We start from the raw sequence: 15938 nt of genomic DNA, 5'->3' as shown, positions 1-15938 counted from the left end.
CCACGCCATGCCACAAGCCTCCCAAGTCATTCCAGAGCCTTCAGAACCGCCGCACGCCGAGTCCTTCGGGCCGGTGGAGCAGGGCGAGTTCGTCCGGTTTCCGGGTTCGCCGTTCGAGCTCTACCAGCCTTACCCGCCGGCGGGCGACCAGCCGACGGCGATCGCGGGCCTGGTCGAAGGCGTCCAGGACGGCGAGGTTTTCCAGACGCTCCTGGGCGTGACCGGGTCGGGCAAGACCTACACGATGGCGAACGTGATCGCGCGCCTCGGCCGGCCGGCGATCGTCTTCGCGCCCAACAAGACGCTGGCGGCGCAGCTCTACAGCGAGTTCCGGGAGTTCTTCCCGAAGAACGCGGTGGAGTACTTCGTCAGCTACTACGACTACTACCAGCCGGAAGCCTACGTTCCCCAGCGCGACCTGTTCATCGAGAAGGACAGTTCCATCAACGAGCACATCGAGCAGATGCGCCTGTCGGCCACCAAGAGCGTGCTGGAGCGGCGCGACACCGTGATCGTCGCCACCGTGAGCGCGATCTACGGCATCGGCACGCCCGAGGACTATACGCAGATGCGCTTCATCATGCGGCAGGGCGACAAGATCGGGCAGCGCGACGTGATCGGCCGGCTGATCCGCATGCAGTACACGCGCAACGAGCAGGACTTCGCGCGCGGCACGTTCCGGGTGCGCGGCGACACGATCGACGTCTTCCCGGCCGAGCACAGCGAACTGGCGATCCGCGTCGAGCTGTTCGACGACGAGATCGAATCGCTGCAGCTGTTCGACCCGCTCACGGGGCGCATCCGCCAGAAGATCCCGCGCTTCACGGTCTATCCGTCGAGCCACTACGTGACGCCGCGCGACAAGGTGCTGCGCGCGGTCGAGACGATCAAGCTCGAGCTGGACGAGCGGCTCAAGTTCTTCCTCGCGGAAGGCAAGCTGGTCGAGGCGCAGCGGCTGGAGCAGCGCACGCGCTTCGACCTCGAAATGCTGGCCGAGATCGGTCACTGCAAGGGCATCGAGAACTACACGCGGCATCTTTCGGGCGCCGCCCCCGGCGATCCGCCGGCCACGCTGACCGACTACATGCCGAAGGACGCGCTGATGTTCCTCGACGAGAGCCATCAGATGATCGGCCAGCTCAGCGCCATGTACAACGGCGACCGGGCGCGCAAGACCACGCTCGTCGAATACGGCTTCCGGCTTCCGTCGGCGCTGGACAATCGGCCTCTCAAGTTCGAGGAATTCGAGCACCGGATGCGGCAGTGCATCTTCGTCTCCGCCACGCCGGCGCAGTACGAGAAGGACAACGCCGGTAATGTCGTGGAGCAACTGGTCCGGCCGACCGGACTGATCGATCCCGAGGTCGAGGTCCGTCCCGCGACGCACCAGGTGGACGACGTGCTGCAGGAGATCCGCCTGCGGGTGGAGAAGAGCGAACGGGTGCTCATCACCACGCTGACGAAGCGCATGGCCGAGCAACTCACCGATTACCTCGTCGACAACGGGGTGAAGGTGCGCTACCTGCACAGCGACGTGGATACGGTGGAGCGGGTCGAGATCCTGCGCGACCTGCGCCTCGGCGCGTTCGATGTGCTGGTCGGCATCAACCTGCTGCGCGAGGGGCTGGACATTCCCGAGGTGTCGCTGGTGGCGATCCTGGATGCCGACAAGGAGGGGTTCCTGCGCGCGGAGCGCTCGCTGATCCAGACGATCGGGCGGGCGGCGCGCAACCTCAACGGCAAGGCGATCCTGTACGCGGACCGGATCACCGACTCGATGAAAAAGGCGATCGGCGAAACCGAGCGCCGCCGCGCGCGCCAGATCGCCTACAACGAGGCGCACGGCATCACGCCGCGGAGCATCGTGAAGCAGGTGCGAGACCTCATCGACGGGGTTTACAGCGAAAAGTCGAGCAAGGAATCAGCGAAGCGCGAGCTTGAGCGGGCCAAGGTGGAAGACATGTCCGAAAAGGACATCGCGCGCGAGATCAAGCGCCTCGAGAAGACGATGCTGGAGCATGCGCGGAACCTCGAATTCGAGAAGGCAGCGCGGGTTCGGGACCAGCTGGCGCTGCTGCGCGAACAGGCCTTCGGCGGTCCGGGACACGACAGCATCGCCCCCGGCGAATCGGCCGCCTGAGACCCTTCGAGACTGCAATCGGGTTTACCCGAGCGCTCAACAGGGGCTTCTGGTATACTTGAGCGAAACAGTCAACAAACAAGAAACTTCGCGATGAAGGGCCGACTCCCATTCACTGGTTCACCAGTCAAGCAGGGGTCGGGCAGGGCGGAGACGACGTCACCGAGGCCCCTGGTCGCGGTGTCATTTCAACGGTAAGCACTCAAGGAGCTTGCGATGCGTCTCACTACCAAAGGCCGCTTTGCGGTGACGGCCATGATCGATCTGGCGCTGCGCCAGAACACCGGTCCGGTCACGCTGGCCGCAATCAGCCAGCGGCAGCAGATTTCGTTGTCCTATCTGGAGCAACTCTTCGGCAAGCTGCGCCGCCATGAACTGGTCGAATCGACCCGCGGACCGGGTGGGGGCTATTCGCTGGGCCGCAAGGCTGCGGATATCACCGTGGCCGACATCATTGTTTCCGTCGATGAGCCCATCGATGCCACCCAATGCGGCGGCAAGGAGAACTGCCTTGGCGAGGCCGGCCGTTGCATGACGCACGAACTCTGGGCGTCGCTGAATCAGCGCATGGTCGAGTTTCTCGATTCAGTCACGCTGCAGAAGCTGGTGGACGACCAGATCGCGAAGGGCGTGCAAATCGAGAACAAGCCCGCCGTCAAGCGCGCGATCTCCAGCCAGCCGGTCGTCAAGCCGATCCGGGTCAATGCGCCCAATTCGGTGTTCGCGCTGGGCAACGCCTTCGCGAAGTCCTGACCTCGAAGGCGCCTGCGGGCGCCGACTCATCGCACACGAAGAACCAAACACCCACGACAGCCCGAGCCAGCCATGGACGTCACTCCTCATTTCCCGATCTACCTTGACTACGGCGCCACGACGCCGGTCGATCCGCGCGTTGTCGACGCGATGATTCCGTGGTTGCGCGAGCACTTCGGCAACCCGGCATCGCGCAGCCATGCCTGGGGTTGGGAAGCCGAAGAGGCGGTGGAAAAGGCGCGCGGCTACGTGGCCGAACTGATCGGCGCCGATCCGCGCGAAATCGTATGGACGTCGGGCGCCACCGAATCGAACAACCTCGCGCTGAAGGGCGCCGCCCATTTCTACAAGGGCAAGGGCAAGCACCTGATCACGGTGAAGACCGAGCACAAGGCCGTGCTCGACACCATGCGCGAACTCGAGCGTCAGGGCTTCGAAGTCACCTACCTGGACGTCCAGGAAGACGGCCTCCTCGACATCGAGGCATTCAAGGCTGCGATCCGGCCCGACACGATCCTTGCGAGCGTGATGTTCGTGAACAACGAGATCGGTGTGGTGCAGGACATGGTGGCGCTCGGCAATCTCTGCCGCGAGAAGGGCGTGATCTTCCACGTCGACGCTGCGCAGGCCACGGGCAAGGTCGAGATCGACGTCAAGACGCTGCCGATCGATCTCATGAGCCTGGCCTCGCACAAGACCTATGGCCCGAAGGGCATCGGCGCGCTGTACGTTCGCCGCAAGCCGCGCGTGCGGCTCGAAGCCCAGATGCACGGCGGTGGCCATGAGCGCGGCATGCGTTCGGGCACGCTGCCCACGCACCAGATCGTGGGCATGGGCGAAGCCTTCCGCCTCGCCAAGCTCGAAATGAAGGAAGACATCGCCAAGGCGAAGGCGCTGCAGCAGCGCCTCTTGGACGGCCTGAAGGACGTCGAGCAGGTCTTCATCAACGGTGACCTCGAGCACCGCGTGGCGCACAACCTGAACATGAGCTTCAACTACGTCGAAGGCGAGTCGCTGATCATGGGCATCAAGGGGCTGGCGGTGTCCAGCGGCTCCGCCTGCACGTCGGCGAGCCTCGAACCCAGCTACGTGCTGCGCGCGCTCGGCCGCAGCGACGAGCTGGCCCACAGCAGCCTGCGCATGACGATCGGCCGCTTCACGACCGAGGAAGAGATCGACTATGCGATCTCGACGATCAAGCACAACGTTGCCAAGCTGCGCGAGCTGAGCCCGCTCTGGGAGATGTTCCAGGACGGCATCGATCTCAGCACGATCCAGTGGTCGGCCCACTAGAAATCCAAGAGGTACCCCATGGCTTATTCATCGAAGGTCATTGACCACTACGAAAATCCCCGCAACGTCGGCTCTTTCGAAAAGGGCGACACGACGGTGGGCACCGGCATGGTCGGCGCACCGGCTTGCGGCGACGTCATGAAGCTGCAGATCAAGGTCAACCCCGAAACGGGCGTGATCGAGGATGCGCGCTTCAAGACCTACGGCTGCGGTTCGGCGATCGCCTCGTCCTCGCTCGTGACCGAATGGGTCAAGGGCAAGACGCTCGACGAAGCGGCCGCGCTGAAGAACGCGCAGATCGCCGAGGAACTGGCGCTGCCGCCGGTGAAGATCCACTGCTCGATCCTCGCGGAAGACGCGATCAAGGCGGCAGTCAACGACTACAAGGCCAAGCATGGCGCCGCCACGAATGCGGCGGAGGCTGCACACTGACATGGCTGTGACCCTGACCGAATCCGCCGCCCGTCACGTCACCCGCTACCTCGGCAAGCGAGGCAAGGGCGTGGGGGTGCGGCTGGGCGTCAAGACCACCGGGTGCTCGGGGCTGGCCTACAAGCTCGAGTACGTGGACGAGCTTTCGCCCGAAGACGTGGTCTTCGAAGACCACGGCGTGAAGGTGCTGGTCGACCCCAAAAGTCTCGCCTACCTCGACGGAACGCAGTTGGACTTCGTTCGGGAAGGCCTCAACGAGGGCTTCAAGTTCAACAACCCGAACGAGCGCGACCGCTGTGGTTGCGGCGAGAGCTTCCGCATCTGATTTCACCCGGCTTCGAGCCCGAGCCGCCACCATGTCACGTGCTGGCGGCTTTTTAGCAATCATGCTTGCCCCCACGTTCGGCACTTCGTGTCCTCTCTGCCCCCCTAGGGGGCGCAGGCAGGCCTAGGGGCGGCCCGGCGACCTGCCTGATGAACCTGACAGATACCGACTTTGACCTGTTCGCCGTTCCGGCGACCTTCGCGCAGGATCGCGCCGCGCTGGATGCCCGTTGGAAGGAGCTTCAGCGAGAAGCGCACCCGGATCGCTTTGCTGCGCAGGGAGCCGCAGCGCAGCGCGTTGCCATGCAATGGTCGGTGCGGATCAACGAGGCCTACCAGCGGCTCAAGGACCCGATCAAGCGCGCGACCTATCTCTGCGGGCTCAACGGTGCGCCGATCAATGCCGAGAACAACACGGCGATGCCGGCGGACTTCCTGATGCACCAGATCGAATGGCGAGAAGAACTCGAAGAGGCGGAAAGCGATGCTGCGATCGGGAAGCTTCGCGCCGAAGTCGAAGCGGGCCGCGCCCGCGCGCTGTCGTCGCTCGACTGGCTGATCGACGAAAAGGGCGACTACCCGGCAGCGGCCAAGCAGATCAGAGCCCTCATGTTCATTGAGCGCTTTGCCGAGGACATCGAGTCCAAGTCGGACCAATTGGGACAATAGCGCGATGAACCACCCCCACGCTCGTCACTTCGTGTATTCGCTGTCCCCCGAGGGGGCGCAGGCCTCCCTTGGGGCGGCCCGGCGGGAGGCCTGATGGCTTTGCTCCAGATTTCAGAACCCGGCCAGGCGCCCGACCCGCACCAGCGCCGCATCGCCGTCGGCATCGACCTCGGCACGACGCATTCGCTGGTCGCCGCTGTCCGCAATGGCGTGGCCGAATGCCTGCCCGATGGAGAGGGCCGCGTCATCCTGCCGTCGGCCGTCCGCTACCTCGACAAGGACCGCCGGCAGATCGGCTTCGACGCCCTGGCAGCGCGCGCCGAAGATCCCGCGAACGTGATCACCTCGGTCAAGCGGTTGATGGGACGCGGCGTCCAGGACATCGGCAATCGCGACGCGATGGCCTACCACCTCACGGACGAGGCCGGCATGGTCCGCGTCCTGACCGCCGCTGGCGTGAAGTCGCCGATCGAAGTCAGCGCCGAGATCCTCGCGACGCTGCGCTACCGTGCCGAAGACACCTTCAACGATGACCTGTACGGTGCGGTGATCACCGTCCCCGCGTACTTCGACGAAGGCCAGCGCCAGGCGACCAAGGATGCCGCGCAGCTGGCCGGCCTCCATGTGCTGCGCCTGATCAGCGAGCCCACGGCCGCGGCGATCGCCTACGGGCTCGACAACGCGAGCGAAGGCGTCTATGCGGTCTACGACCTCGGTGGCGGCACCTTCGACATTTCGATCCTGCGGTTGACGCAGGGCGTTTTCGAGGTGATCGCGACCGGCGGCGACTCGGCCCTGGGCGGCGATGACTATGACGACGCGCTGGCCGAATTCGTCCTCGCGCAGACGGGCCTCAAGGCGGTCAGCGATGCAGACAAGGCCGCGCTGCTGGTGGCCGCCAGGGCGACCAAGGAAGCGCTTTCCTCGACGGATTCGGCGGTCTTTTCGGCGCACCTGCAGGCGGGGGACATCCAGTTCGAAGTGCGGCGCGAGCAGTTCGAATCCGTGACGGAAAAGCTCACAGCGCGCACCATCGCATCGGTGCGCAAGGCGCTGCGCGATGCGCGGCTCCAGCCGGCCGAACTCAAGGGCATCGTGCTCGTCGGCGGCGCGACGCGCATGCCGCAGATCCGCAATGCCGTCGGCAAGTTCTTCGGCCGCGAACCGCTGACGAACCTGAACCCCGACGAGGTCGTGGCCCTCGGCGCTTCGATCCAGGCCCATCAGCTGGCCGGCAATGGCGGCGCCGATGACCTGCTGCTGCTCGACGTGATCCCGCTCTCGCTCGGGATCGAGACCATGGGCGGACTGGTCGAGCGCATCGTGCCGCGCAACCAGACCATCCCGACCGCGATGGCGCAGGACTTCACGACTTACGTGGACGGCCAGACGGCCTTGGCGCTCCACGTCGTGCAGGGCGAGCGCGATCTGGTCGCCGACTGCCGCAGCCTCGCGCGCTTCGAATTGCGCGGCATTCCGCCGATGGCCGCCGGTGCGGCGCGGATCCGCGTGACCTTCACCGTCGATGCGGACGGACTGCTGAGCGTCAGCGCGAAGGAGCAGGGCAGCGGTGTCGAGGCGAGCGTCACCGTCAAGCCCTCCTACGGGCTTTCCGACGACCAGATCGCCACCATGCTGCGGGAGAGCTTCTCCACCGCGCAGCAGGACATGCAGGCCCGCGCGCTCGTCGAAGCCCGCGTGGATGCCGACCGCATGCTGCTGGCCACACAAAGCGCACTTGATGCCGACGGTGCTCTCCTGTCCTCGGAAGAGCGCGACGATATCGACACGCTGATGGATGCGCTGCGCCGCGCGCAGTCCTCGGGCAACGCTGGCGTGATCGAGGCCGCCACCAAGGCGCTCGCCGACGGCACCGAGTCGTTCGCCGCCCGGCGCATGAATGCCGGCATCACGCGTGCGCTCGCGGGCCGCCAGATCGAGTCCCTCTAAAGAACACTTCATGCCCACGATCAAGATCCTCCCCCACGCCGAGTACTGTCCCGAGGGCGCCGAGATCACCGCGCCCGCCGGCACCTCGATCTGCGAAGCGCTCCTCGAGAACGACATCCACATCGAGCACGCCTGCGAAATGAGCTGCGCCTGCACCACCTGTCACGTGATCGTGCGCAAGGGCTTCGAGTCCCTGAACGAGGCGGAGGAAGAGGAAGAGGACCTGCTCGACCGCGCCTGGGGCCTGGAGCCGCAATCGCGCCTGAGCTGCCAGGCGATCCTTGCACAATCGGACCTCACGGTTGAAATTCCGAAGTACTCCATCAATCACGCCAAAGAAAATCATTGATGACCCGGCAGATCGTCCTCGACACCGAAACCACTGGCCTGTCCGCCGAGAACGGCGACCGCATCATCGAACTGGGATGCGTCGAGCTGTTAAACCGCAAGCTCACCGGCAACGACCTGCACATCTACTTCAATCCTGAGCGCGAAAGCCACGAGGACGCGCTCAAGGTGCACGGCCTGACCACCGACTTCCTGCGGGACAAGCCGAAGTTCGGCACCCTGGCCAACGACATCGTGGAGTACCTGCGCGGTGCCGAGCTGATCATTCACAACGCGGCGTTCGACGTTGGCTTCCTGAACAAGGAGTTCGAACTGGCAGGGCTTGCGCCGCTGCGCAGCTTCGTTTCCGAGGTGACCGACACGCTGGCGATGGCGAAGTCGGTCTACCCCGGCAAGCGCAACTCGCTGGATGCGCTGTGCGATCGCTTCGGCGTGGATCGCTCGAACCGCACCTTCCACGGCGCAAAGCTGGATGCGCAACTGCTCGCGGACGTCTACATCAACCTGACGCGCGGACAGGATGCACTCCTGATCGACGTCGCGGCCGACGAGCCCCAGCAAGGCGCTGTGTTGATCGTCGACCTGCGCACTTTCGAGTTGCCGGTGCTGGTTGCCGCGGAGCACGAACTGGCTGCGCACGAGGAAGTTCTGGTGCAGCTCGACAAAAGTAGCAGCGGTCGGACGCTATTTCGCAAGATCGGCGAAATGGCTGTGGCATAATCGCAGGCTTCGCACCGAACGGTACGAAATTCCAAGACAGCGCAGGCATCCTCGCCGGCGCTTCGGGCGGTTAGCTCAGGGGTAGAGCACAGCATTCACACTGCTGGGGTCGCAGGTTCGAAGCCTGCACCGCCCACCAATTTCCCCTCCCAGGTTCTTGTTCTTCCGGCAGCATGGCTGCGCGTTTGCGAAGCAGTCGGCGCGAGTCCGCCTGAAGTCGCGCGCCTGGCCTGTTGCGTCGCGCTGTCACCTCCCGTAGAACGAGGGCTGTGGTTGAAGGAGAACCGCCATGGCGACCAGTCCCGATCTTCCGCCTCCCATCTCCCCCGATCCGCCGGATCTTCCGGAATTGCCCGTCGAGCCCGATCAGGGGCCGGCGACGCCGCCGGGCGATCTCGCGCTTCCCCGGACAGCGTCCGTAGGCAAGCCGGCGTGAGCGGCGGCCGCGCGCCGCTATCCTTGCGTCATGGATGAATTCGATTGCGCCGTCATCGGCGCTGGCGTAGTCGGTCTGGCCGCAGCGCGGGCCCTCGCGTTGCAGGGGCGCGATGTCATCGTGCTCGAGACCGAAGGGGCCATCGGCACCGGCACGAGCTCTCGCAACAGCGAAGTGATCCACGCCGGCATCTACTACGCCAAGGGCTCGTTGAAAGCGCGGCTGTGCGTCGAAGGCAAGAAGCTGCTCTATGCCTATGCCCATGAGCGCGGCGTGCCGCACCGTCGCTGCGGCAAGCTCATCGTGGCGACCTCGGATCCTCAGGTCGACCAGCTCACCGTCATCATGGCCAAGGCCGCTGCCAACGGTGTGGACGACATGGTTCTCCTCTCCCGCGAAGAAGCGCGTGCGCTGGAGCCGCATCTGGCGTGCACCGCAGCGCTTCTTTCCCCCAGCACGGGCATCGTGGACAGTCATGCGTTCATGTTGAGCCTGCAGGCCGATCTGGAGCACGCGGGAGGTGTCGTCGCTCTCAAGTCGGGTGTCGCGAGCGCCGCCTGCACGAACGAGGGGATCGTGCTGACGACCGACGACGGCACCCGCCTGCGCTGCAACGGCGTGGTGAATGCGGCGGGACTCTCGGCCCCGCTATTGGCGCGGCGATTCGAAGGGCTTGCTCCGGAAGCCGTGCCGCAGGCCTTTTATGCAAAGGGAAGCTACTTCACCTTGTCGGGGAGGGCACCGTTCAGCAGGTTGATTTACCCCGTACCGGAGGCGGCCGGGCTCGGAGTGCATCTCACGCTCGACCTGGGTGGCCAGGCCAAGTTCGGGCCTGACGTGCAGTGGGTGGATCGTCCGGACGATCTTGTGGTCGATCCTGCCCGCGGCCTGGGCTTCTACGCAGAGGTTCGCAGATACTGGCCCGGCCTGCCCGATGGTGCGCTCCAGCCCGGCTACGCGGGCATGCGTCCCAAGATTTCGGGCCCGGCCGATGCGGTGGCCGACTTCGTGATTTCCGGGCCGGCCGACCATGGCGTGCCGGGTCTGGTCAACCTGTTCGGGATCGAATCGCCGGGCCTGACGAGCAGCCTGGCCATTGCCCGTCAGGTGGCTGAACTGCTGTCGTAGACGCGCGCGGGCATGTACCATGCGGCGGTGCGTCGTTTGTCGGCGTGAGCTGCCGGCGCGGTGCCGGCGCGTTGAGGAGGACCTTTTTCAATGACTGCAACCACCAACCTCGAAGCGGCCGCCAACGCCGTGGCTGAAGACATCGCGAGCGACGTGCGTGGCGTGCTCGCCAGCAAGGATCTCGATTCGGTCCCTCACATCAAGGCGCTTCGCCAGCGCATCGACAGCAAGCTGGCGATCGCGCGCGAATTGGCAGCAGAGAAGAGCCGCGTCGCCGCCCAGAAGGCGCGCGAGGCGGCTACCAGCGCCAACGCCTACGCCCATGACGAGCCTTGGCAGATCGCCGGCGCAGCACTGGCGGTGGGTGTGCTGGTGGGCCTGCTGCTTGGCCGCCGCTGAGTTCCTTCGCCCCAGCGCTGCCGAGGCTCGCGAGGCCGGCGCATGAGGCTGTCGTCGCTTTTCGGGATCAAGTCCCAGCTTCGACGTCTGCGAATCCTGATCGGCGAGGGTGCCCTGGCGGCCGAAGACCGTGCCGAACTCCTGCGCTTTGCCTGGGAAGACGAAAAGAAGCGTCTGCGATGGATGCTCGGGCTCGTCATCGCGGTGGTCGGGCTCACCACGATCGCGATCGCACTTCTGTCCGTGGCCATCGTCGTCCACTTCTGGGATACGCCGCATCGTGCACTGGCCGCCTGGCTGGTCGCGTTGGTCTGGGTGGCGCTCTGGCTGGCCTCGGTGATCGCACTCCTGTCGATGACGGGCAAGTCGTCGTCGGCTTTCGAGCCGGTTCTCCGCGAGTTCGAGCGCGACCGGGCCTGGCTGCGTCAAAGTCTCGGAAAGGGAAACCACGGCGCAGCGCAGCGCGAACGCCGCCCCCTCACCCGCGAGGAATTGCTGGTGCGTATCGAGAAGCAGCGGGTGCGCATCGCCACGCTCGAAGCGGCTTCGTCGGGCAAGGGTGAAGCGCCGGTGCCGAACGAAACCCCCAGTGCCGCCGCGATGCGCATCGCGCGCGAGCACCCGGTCGCGACCGGCGTGGCTGCGGCGGCGGTGGTCGCGGTGCTCGGGCCGCGCCGCATCGTGCGCTGGGCCAGCGTGATCGTGCCAGTCCTCTGGCGGATGCGCTGACCCCTGCGCTCAGGCGTCGCCGCGGCGCAGCGCCTGGGCAACCTGCCGGACCAGCCCCGGCCCCCGATAGATCAGGCCGGTGTAGATCTGCACCACGTCCGCACCGGCATCCATCTTCGACTTGGCATCGGCCGCGCTCAGCACGCCGCCGACTCCGATGATCGGGAACTTGCTTCCCAGCGCGGCCCGCAACTGCGAGATGACGCGGTTGCTGGCTTCCCTGACCGGCGCGCCCGACAGGCCGCCAGCTTCCTGGGCATGCTGCAGGCCGGCCACCGCTTCGCGCGACAGCGTCGTGTTGGTGGCGATGACGCCATCCATCCCATGGCGCAGCAGCGTGGCCGCAATCACCTTGACCTGGGCCTCGTCGAGATCGGGCGCGATCTTCACGAACAGGGGCACCCGCTTGCCTTGACGTGCGGCGAGTGCCTCGCGCTTGTCGGCCACGGCGCCAAGGAGTGCATCCAGGGCTTCATCGCTCTGGAGCGAGCGGAGGTTCGCCGTATTGGGGCTCGAAATGTTGATCGTCACGTAGTCGGCATGCGGGTACACGCCGTCGAGGCCGATCAGGTAATCGTCCACCGCGCGCTCGATCGGGGTGGCTGCGTTCTTGCCGATGTTGAGGCCGAGAAGCATCGGGACCTTCGATGCGTTGCGACGAAAGCGGGCGCGTTGCACGTTCGCAATGAAGGCTTCGAGCCCCTCGTTGTTGAACCCCAGGCGATTGATGAGGGCGTTGCGCTCGGGCAGCCTGAACATGCGCGGCTTGGGGTTGCCCGGCTGCGCCTTGGGCGTGACCGTGCCCACTTCCACGAAGCCGAAGCCCATCGAGGCGAAGGCGTCGATGCAGCGAGCATTCTTGTCGAGTCCGGCCGCGAGCCCCACCCGGTTCGGAAAGGTCAGTCCCGCGAGCGTGACCCGGTCTTCCACGCGCGGCGCGGCGTAGACGCAGGCAAGCGGTGTGTTCTGCGTGCGCGCTAGCGCATCCAGGGTGATTTCGTGGGCATGCTCGGGATCCATACCGAACAGGAACGGACGGGCAAGTCCATAAAGCGACGAGGGCAACAGCAGGGGCATCGGATAATTCTCGACTTCAATCAGCCAAGGATTTTCCCCGATGACTTCCCCCGCTCCGGCTCCGGCCCTGACCCAGGACGAACTCAAGGCGCAGGTCGGCCTCGCCGCGCTGGATTACGTGGTCAAGGGCGAGATCGTCGGGGTCGGCACCGGCTCGACGGTGAACAAGTTCATCGACGCGCTCGCGACCCTCAAGACGCAGATCCGGGGCGCGGTCTCCAGCTCGGTGGCATCGACCGAGCGTCTTCAGGCGCTTGGCATCCCGGTCTTCGACAGCAACGAGGTCGAAGAACTGGCGGTCTACATCGACGGCGCCGACGAGATCGACGGCCGCGGCTACATGATCAAGGGCGGCGGCGCGGCGCTGACGCGCGAGAAGATCGTGGCGGCGCAGTCGCGCCGGTTCGTCTGCATCGCCGACTCGTCCAAGCTGGTCAATACGCTCGGGGCGTTCCCGCTCCCGGTCGAGGTGATCCCCATGGCGACCCAGCGCGTGATTCGCCAGTTCGCGCGCCTGGGTGGGCAGGCGCAGGTGCGGCGCAAGGACGGTGCGCCGCTCGTGACCGACAACGGCCAGCACATCGTCGACGTCACTGGCCTCCGGATCACCGATCCGCTCGGTTTCGAGACGGAGGTGAACCAGTGGCCCGGGGTGATCACGGTGGGGGTCTTCGCTCGCCAGCGGGCCAGCGTGTGCCTGCTGGGGACATCGTCCGGCGTGCGGACGATGCGGTTCGGTTGAGGCCGAGGCAGCCTCCGGGCGCTCTCAGAACTTGATGCCGGCCGGATTGCTCGGCGACGGCTCGTTGGATGAGGTCGCGGGGACCGGAGTCGCGGCAGGCGTCGGCGCCGCGGCGGGGGCGGGCTGCGCAGCGGGCGCCAGCGCCACCAGGGGCTGGGCCGGGGGATTCTGGTAGCCGCCAGGCAGTTGCGAACTCTTCGGATAGCCTGCCGCGTCGAGGTATTGCGACCACTCGCTGTCCGAGAAACCCTTGAGCTGTTGAGAGCCGATCGTGAGCAACGGGAGGCCATTCTGTCCGCTCAGGCGCTGCAGCGCGGTGATGTCCTCGTTGCTCTTGACCGTGCGCTCGCTGAATGGCACGCCGCGCGTGGTCAGCAGCGAACGCGCTGCGGTGCAGGGGCCGCACTCGTCGCCGGTGTAGAGCGTGACGGGGTAGCGCTGGGTCACCTGCCGCAATTCGTAGGGCAGGCCCACGGCTGAACTGACGGTATTGCCGGCTCGCGGGGTGGCGGGCTGCGAAGAAGCAGTCGGGGGCTGATCGGAGAAGGTCACGCGCCCGTCCTTGTCGACCTGGCGGTAAACCGCCTGGGCGAAGGACGACGTGGCGACCAGCAGGAAGGCAAGGCTGGCGATGGCGAAGCGGTGTTTCATCGAGGTCTCCCGGAATCGGATGCCGCCGAGTATCTCAGGCTCCGCCAAGGGCCGGCCTCACGCGGGCTGCGGTTCCGTCATGCCCTGATGGCGCAGCAGGGCGTCGATCTGCGGTTCGCGGCCGCGGAAGGCCTTGAACGACTCCATCGCGGTGCGGCTGCCGCCCGCTTCGAGAATGGCCTGCCGATACTTGCGACCCGTCTCGATGCTCGGCTCGCCGTTGGCGCCGGCAGTTTCCTCGAACGCGGCGTAGGCGTCGGCGCTCAGCACCTCGGCCCACTTGTAGCTGTAGTAGCCGGCCGCATAGCCGCCCGAGAAGATGTGGCTGAAGGTATGGGGCGTGCGGCTGAACGCCGGCGAGGGCATGACCGCCACTTCCTGGCGCACCTCGCCGAGCAGCGCCATCACGTCGCCGGGCGTGGCGGTCGTGGCGTCGTAGGCGGTGTGGAGCAGCATGTCGAACAGCGAGAACTCGATCTGCCGCAGCGTCTGCAGGCCGCTCTGGAAGTTCTTGGCCGCCGTCATCTTGTCGAACAGCGCGCGTGGCAGGGGCTCGCCGGTGTCGACATGCGAGGTCATGTGGGCAAGCACGTCCCACTCCCAGCAGAAGTTCTCCATGAACTGGCTGGGCAGTTCGACCGCATCCCACTCCACGCCGCTGATGCCGGAGACATCGCGCTCGTTGATCTGCGTGAGCATGTGATGCAGGCCGTGGCCGAACTCATGGAAGAGCGTGGTCACGTCGTCATGCGTGAGCAGCGGCGGCTTGCCGTCGACGCCTTCGGCGAAATTGCAGACCAACTGTGCGACCGGCGTCTGAAGCGCGCCGTTGTCGGGGCGCAGCCACCGCGCGCGAACGTCGTCCATCCAGGCACCGCCACGCTTGGCCGCCCGTGCCGACGGATCAAGGTAGAACTGACCGACCTTCTGGCCGTTGCGTTCGATCCGGTAGAACTCGACGCTCGGGTGCCAGACCGGCGCCTGGTCCCGGTGGATCGACACCTCGAACAGCGTCTCGACGATCTTGAACAAGCCCGCCATGACCTTCGGCGCGGTGAAGTACTGCTTGACTTCCTGGTCGCTGAAGGCGTAGCGCGCTTCCTTGAGCTTTTCGCCGATGTAGCTCCAGTCCCAGGGCTGCGGATCGGTGATGCCGAGCTGCTCGGCCGCGAAGACGCGCAGGTCGGCCAGGTCGCGTTCGCCATATGGCTTGGCCTTGCCAGCCAGATCGCGCAGGAACTTGATCACCTGGTCGGCGGATTCCGCCATCTTCGGAACGATCGAGAGCTCGCCGAAATTCGCGTAGCCGAGCAGCTTGGCTTCTTCCTGGCGCAATTCGAGGATCTCACGGATCAGCTCGGTGTTGTCGAAGGCCGGATCGCCGAGTTCGCTCGCGCGGGTGACGTAGGCGCGATAGAGCCGTTCGCGCAGCGCGGTGCTCTTGGCGAACTGCATCACCGGCAGGTAGGAGGGCATCTTCAGCGTGAGCTTGTAGCCTTGCTTGCCCTCGGCCTCCGCGGCCGTACGAGCGGCGCTGACCACATCGTCCGGCAGCCCTTCGAGCTCTCCGGCCGAAGCGTAGTAGGCGAAGGCATCGGTGGCGTCGAGCGCGTGCTCGCTGAATTTCTGGCTCAGTTCGGCCTGGCGCTCCTGGATCTCTGCGAAGCGAGACTTGGCCGCGCCCTGCAGTTCCGCACCGCCCAACACGAAGTTGCGGATCGCGTTGTGATGCGCCTGGCGCTGCTCTGCATTGAGCGTGGCGGGATCGATCGCCTTGTACTTGGCGTAGAGGCGCTCGTCGGAGCCGAGGCGCGTCCAGAAGGCGGTCACGCGCGGCATCGCCTCGTTGTAGGCGGCGCGCAGCTCGGGCGTGTCGGCAACCGCATTGAGATGGCCCACCGCACCCCATGCACGGCTGAAGCGCTCGGACGCCACGTCGAGCACCCGGGAGATCGCCAGCCAATCCGCCGGAAACTCCGGCGCGGTCACGGTCTGCAGCGCAGCCTCGGCCTCCGCCAGCAGGGCATCGACCGCCGGCGACACGTGCGCAGGCCGGATCCGGTCGAACAGGGGAAGATCAGCAAAGTCGAGAAGCGGGTTGTCAGTCATGTCAATTCCAGGTCGAGCGAAGCGAAGACCGTTCGGGA

Annotated in this window: 17 protein-coding genes and 1 tRNA gene; 15 read left to right on the top strand and 3 right to left on the bottom strand. The window is 65.8% G+C overall.

The features are described from left to right. The first annotated feature begins 7 nt into the window (after positions 1-7). From uvrB to WKW77_RS30460, 14 genes are all read left to right on the top strand, one after another. A complete protein-coding gene (gene uvrB / locus WKW77_RS30525) occupies positions 8-2140 on the top strand; it encodes an excinuclease ABC subunit UvrB (protein ID WP_340360640.1) in 2133 nt (710 codons plus the stop codon). Positions 2141-2356: 216 nt separating this feature from the next. Further along, the gene (gene iscR / locus WKW77_RS30520; RefSeq protein WP_028253560.1) at positions 2357-2893 is read left to right on the top strand and encodes a Fe-S cluster assembly transcriptional regulator IscR; all 537 of its coding nucleotides are present in this window, start codon (positions 2357-2359) and stop codon (positions 2891-2893) included. A 72-nt stretch (positions 2894-2965) separates the two neighbouring features. After that, positions 2966-4186, top strand: a complete 1221-nt coding sequence (locus WKW77_RS30515; protein WP_340360639.1) for an IscS subfamily cysteine desulfurase — start codon at positions 2966-2968, stop codon at positions 4184-4186. 18 nt (positions 4187-4204) lie between these two features. Next, positions 4205-4618 (top strand): Fe-S cluster assembly scaffold IscU, encoded by a 414-nt coding sequence (iscU, locus tag WKW77_RS30510; protein WP_340360638.1) that lies wholly within the window; start codon positions 4205-4207, stop codon positions 4616-4618. A gap of 1 nt (position 4619) precedes the next feature. Continuing rightward, positions 4620-4943 (top strand): iron-sulfur cluster assembly protein IscA, encoded by a 324-nt coding sequence (gene iscA, locus WKW77_RS30505; RefSeq protein ID WP_093161763.1) that lies wholly within the window; start codon positions 4620-4622, stop codon positions 4941-4943. A gap of 149 nt (positions 4944-5092) precedes the next feature. Next, positions 5093-5611, top strand: a complete 519-nt coding sequence (gene hscB / locus WKW77_RS30500) for a Fe-S protein assembly co-chaperone HscB (RefSeq protein WP_340360637.1) — start codon at positions 5093-5095, stop codon at positions 5609-5611. A 93-nt stretch (positions 5612-5704) separates the two neighbouring features. Next, entirely contained in the window at positions 5705-7561 is a 1857-nt protein-coding gene (gene hscA, locus WKW77_RS30495; RefSeq protein ID WP_340360636.1) for a Fe-S protein assembly chaperone HscA, read from the top strand. A 10-nt stretch (positions 7562-7571) separates the two neighbouring features. After that, positions 7572-7910 carry an ISC system 2Fe-2S type ferredoxin gene (gene fdx, locus WKW77_RS30490; RefSeq protein ID WP_093161770.1) on the top strand — a complete coding sequence of 113 codons (339 nt, stop codon included), beginning with the start codon at positions 7572-7574 and terminating at the stop codon, positions 7908-7910. After that, complete coding sequence (dnaQ, locus tag WKW77_RS30485) at positions 7910-8629, top strand: DNA polymerase III subunit epsilon (protein ID WP_340360635.1); 720 nt, start codon at positions 7910-7912, stop codon at positions 8627-8629. Before fdx ends, dnaQ begins: the two co-directional genes overlap by 1 nt. Positions 8630-8693: 64 nt before the next feature. Continuing rightward, positions 8694-8768 (top strand) — tRNA-Val (locus WKW77_RS30480). Positions 8769-8918: 150 nt separating this feature from the next. Continuing rightward, the gene (locus WKW77_RS30475; protein ID WP_340360634.1) at positions 8919-9065 is read left to right on the top strand and encodes a hypothetical protein; all 147 of its coding nucleotides are present in this window, start codon (positions 8919-8921) and stop codon (positions 9063-9065) included. Positions 9066-9095: 30 nt separating this feature from the next. Next, a complete protein-coding gene (locus tag WKW77_RS30470) occupies positions 9096-10193 on the top strand; it encodes an NAD(P)/FAD-dependent oxidoreductase (RefSeq protein ID WP_340360633.1) in 1098 nt (365 codons plus the stop codon). 90 nt (positions 10194-10283) lie between these two features. After that, positions 10284-10592 carry a glycine zipper domain-containing protein gene (locus WKW77_RS30465; RefSeq protein WP_340360632.1) on the top strand — a complete coding sequence of 103 codons (309 nt, stop codon included), beginning with the start codon at positions 10284-10286 and terminating at the stop codon, positions 10590-10592. Between the two features lie 42 nt (positions 10593-10634). Beyond that, positions 10635-11321: a phage holin family protein gene (locus WKW77_RS30460; protein ID WP_340360631.1), complete on the top strand. Its 687-nt coding sequence runs from the start codon at positions 10635-10637 to the stop codon at positions 11319-11321. Between the two features lie 9 nt (positions 11322-11330). Here WKW77_RS30460 and WKW77_RS30455 read toward each other — a convergent pair whose 3' ends face one another. After that, positions 11331-12398, bottom strand: coding sequence for a quinone-dependent dihydroorotate dehydrogenase (locus tag WKW77_RS30455; RefSeq protein WP_340360630.1), 1068 nt, complete (start codon positions 12396-12398; stop codon positions 11331-11333). A 40-nt stretch (positions 12399-12438) separates the two neighbouring features. Between WKW77_RS30455 and rpiA the strand changes: the two genes are divergently transcribed. Continuing rightward, on the top strand, positions 12439-13140 hold the full coding sequence (rpiA, locus tag WKW77_RS30450; RefSeq protein ID WP_340360629.1) for a ribose-5-phosphate isomerase RpiA: 702 nt from the start codon (positions 12439-12441) through the stop codon (positions 13138-13140). A 24-nt stretch (positions 13141-13164) separates the two neighbouring features. Here the strand turns inward: rpiA and WKW77_RS30445 are convergent, their stop codons facing one another. Together WKW77_RS30445 and WKW77_RS30440 are read right to left on the bottom strand one after the other, a co-directional pair. Beyond that, positions 13165-13791: a glutaredoxin family protein gene (locus WKW77_RS30445; RefSeq protein ID WP_340360628.1), complete on the bottom strand. Its 627-nt coding sequence runs from the start codon at positions 13789-13791 to the stop codon at positions 13165-13167. 57 nt (positions 13792-13848) lie between these two features. Then, the gene (locus WKW77_RS30440) at positions 13849-15906 is read right to left on the bottom strand and encodes a M3 family metallopeptidase (RefSeq protein WP_340360711.1); all 2058 of its coding nucleotides are present in this window, start codon (positions 15904-15906) and stop codon (positions 13849-13851) included. Between the last annotated feature and the right edge of the window lie 32 nt (positions 15907-15938).

This window comes from Variovorax ureilyticus (assembly GCF_037889935.1).
Lineage (GTDB): Bacteria > Pseudomonadota > Gammaproteobacteria > Burkholderiales > Burkholderiaceae_C > Variovorax > Variovorax ureilyticus.
This window is presented reverse-complemented; position numbering and strand designations above follow the sequence as displayed.

Bases quoted from the DNA above. Each gene is read 5' to 3' on its own strand.
- uvrB (WP_340360640.1), top strand. From the start codon at position 8: ATGCCACAAGCCTCCCAAGTCATTCCAGAGCCTTCAGAACCGCCGCAC.
- iscR (WP_028253560.1), top strand. From the start codon at position 2,357: ATGCGTCTCACTACCAAAGGCCGCTTTGCGGTGACGGCCATGATCGAT.
- WKW77_RS30515 (WP_340360639.1), top strand. From the start codon at position 2,966: ATGGACGTCACTCCTCATTTCCCGATCTACCTTGACTACGGCGCCACG.
- iscU (WP_340360638.1), top strand. From the start codon at position 4,205: ATGGCTTATTCATCGAAGGTCATTGACCACTACGAAAATCCCCGCAAC.
- iscA (WP_093161763.1), top strand. From the start codon at position 4,620: ATGGCTGTGACCCTGACCGAATCCGCCGCCCGTCACGTCACCCGCTAC.
- hscB (WP_340360637.1), top strand. From the start codon at position 5,093: ATGAACCTGACAGATACCGACTTTGACCTGTTCGCCGTTCCGGCGACC.
- hscA (WP_340360636.1), top strand. From the start codon at position 5,705: ATGGCTTTGCTCCAGATTTCAGAACCCGGCCAGGCGCCCGACCCGCAC.
- fdx (WP_093161770.1), top strand. From the start codon at position 7,572: ATGCCCACGATCAAGATCCTCCCCCACGCCGAGTACTGTCCCGAGGGC.
- dnaQ (WP_340360635.1), top strand. From the start codon at position 7,910: ATGACCCGGCAGATCGTCCTCGACACCGAAACCACTGGCCTGTCCGCC.
- WKW77_RS30475 (WP_340360634.1), top strand. From the start codon at position 8,919: ATGGCGACCAGTCCCGATCTTCCGCCTCCCATCTCCCCCGATCCGCCG.
- WKW77_RS30470 (WP_340360633.1), top strand. From the start codon at position 9,096: ATGGATGAATTCGATTGCGCCGTCATCGGCGCTGGCGTAGTCGGTCTG.
- WKW77_RS30465 (WP_340360632.1), top strand. From the start codon at position 10,284: ATGACTGCAACCACCAACCTCGAAGCGGCCGCCAACGCCGTGGCTGAA.
- WKW77_RS30460 (WP_340360631.1), top strand. From the start codon at position 10,635: ATGAGGCTGTCGTCGCTTTTCGGGATCAAGTCCCAGCTTCGACGTCTG.
- WKW77_RS30455 (WP_340360630.1), bottom strand. From the start codon at position 12,398: ATGCCCCTGCTGTTGCCCTCGTCGCTTTATGGACTTGCCCGTCCGTTC.
- rpiA (WP_340360629.1), top strand. From the start codon at position 12,439: ATGACTTCCCCCGCTCCGGCTCCGGCCCTGACCCAGGACGAACTCAAG.
- WKW77_RS30445 (WP_340360628.1), bottom strand. From the start codon at position 13,791: ATGAAACACCGCTTCGCCATCGCCAGCCTTGCCTTCCTGCTGGTCGCC.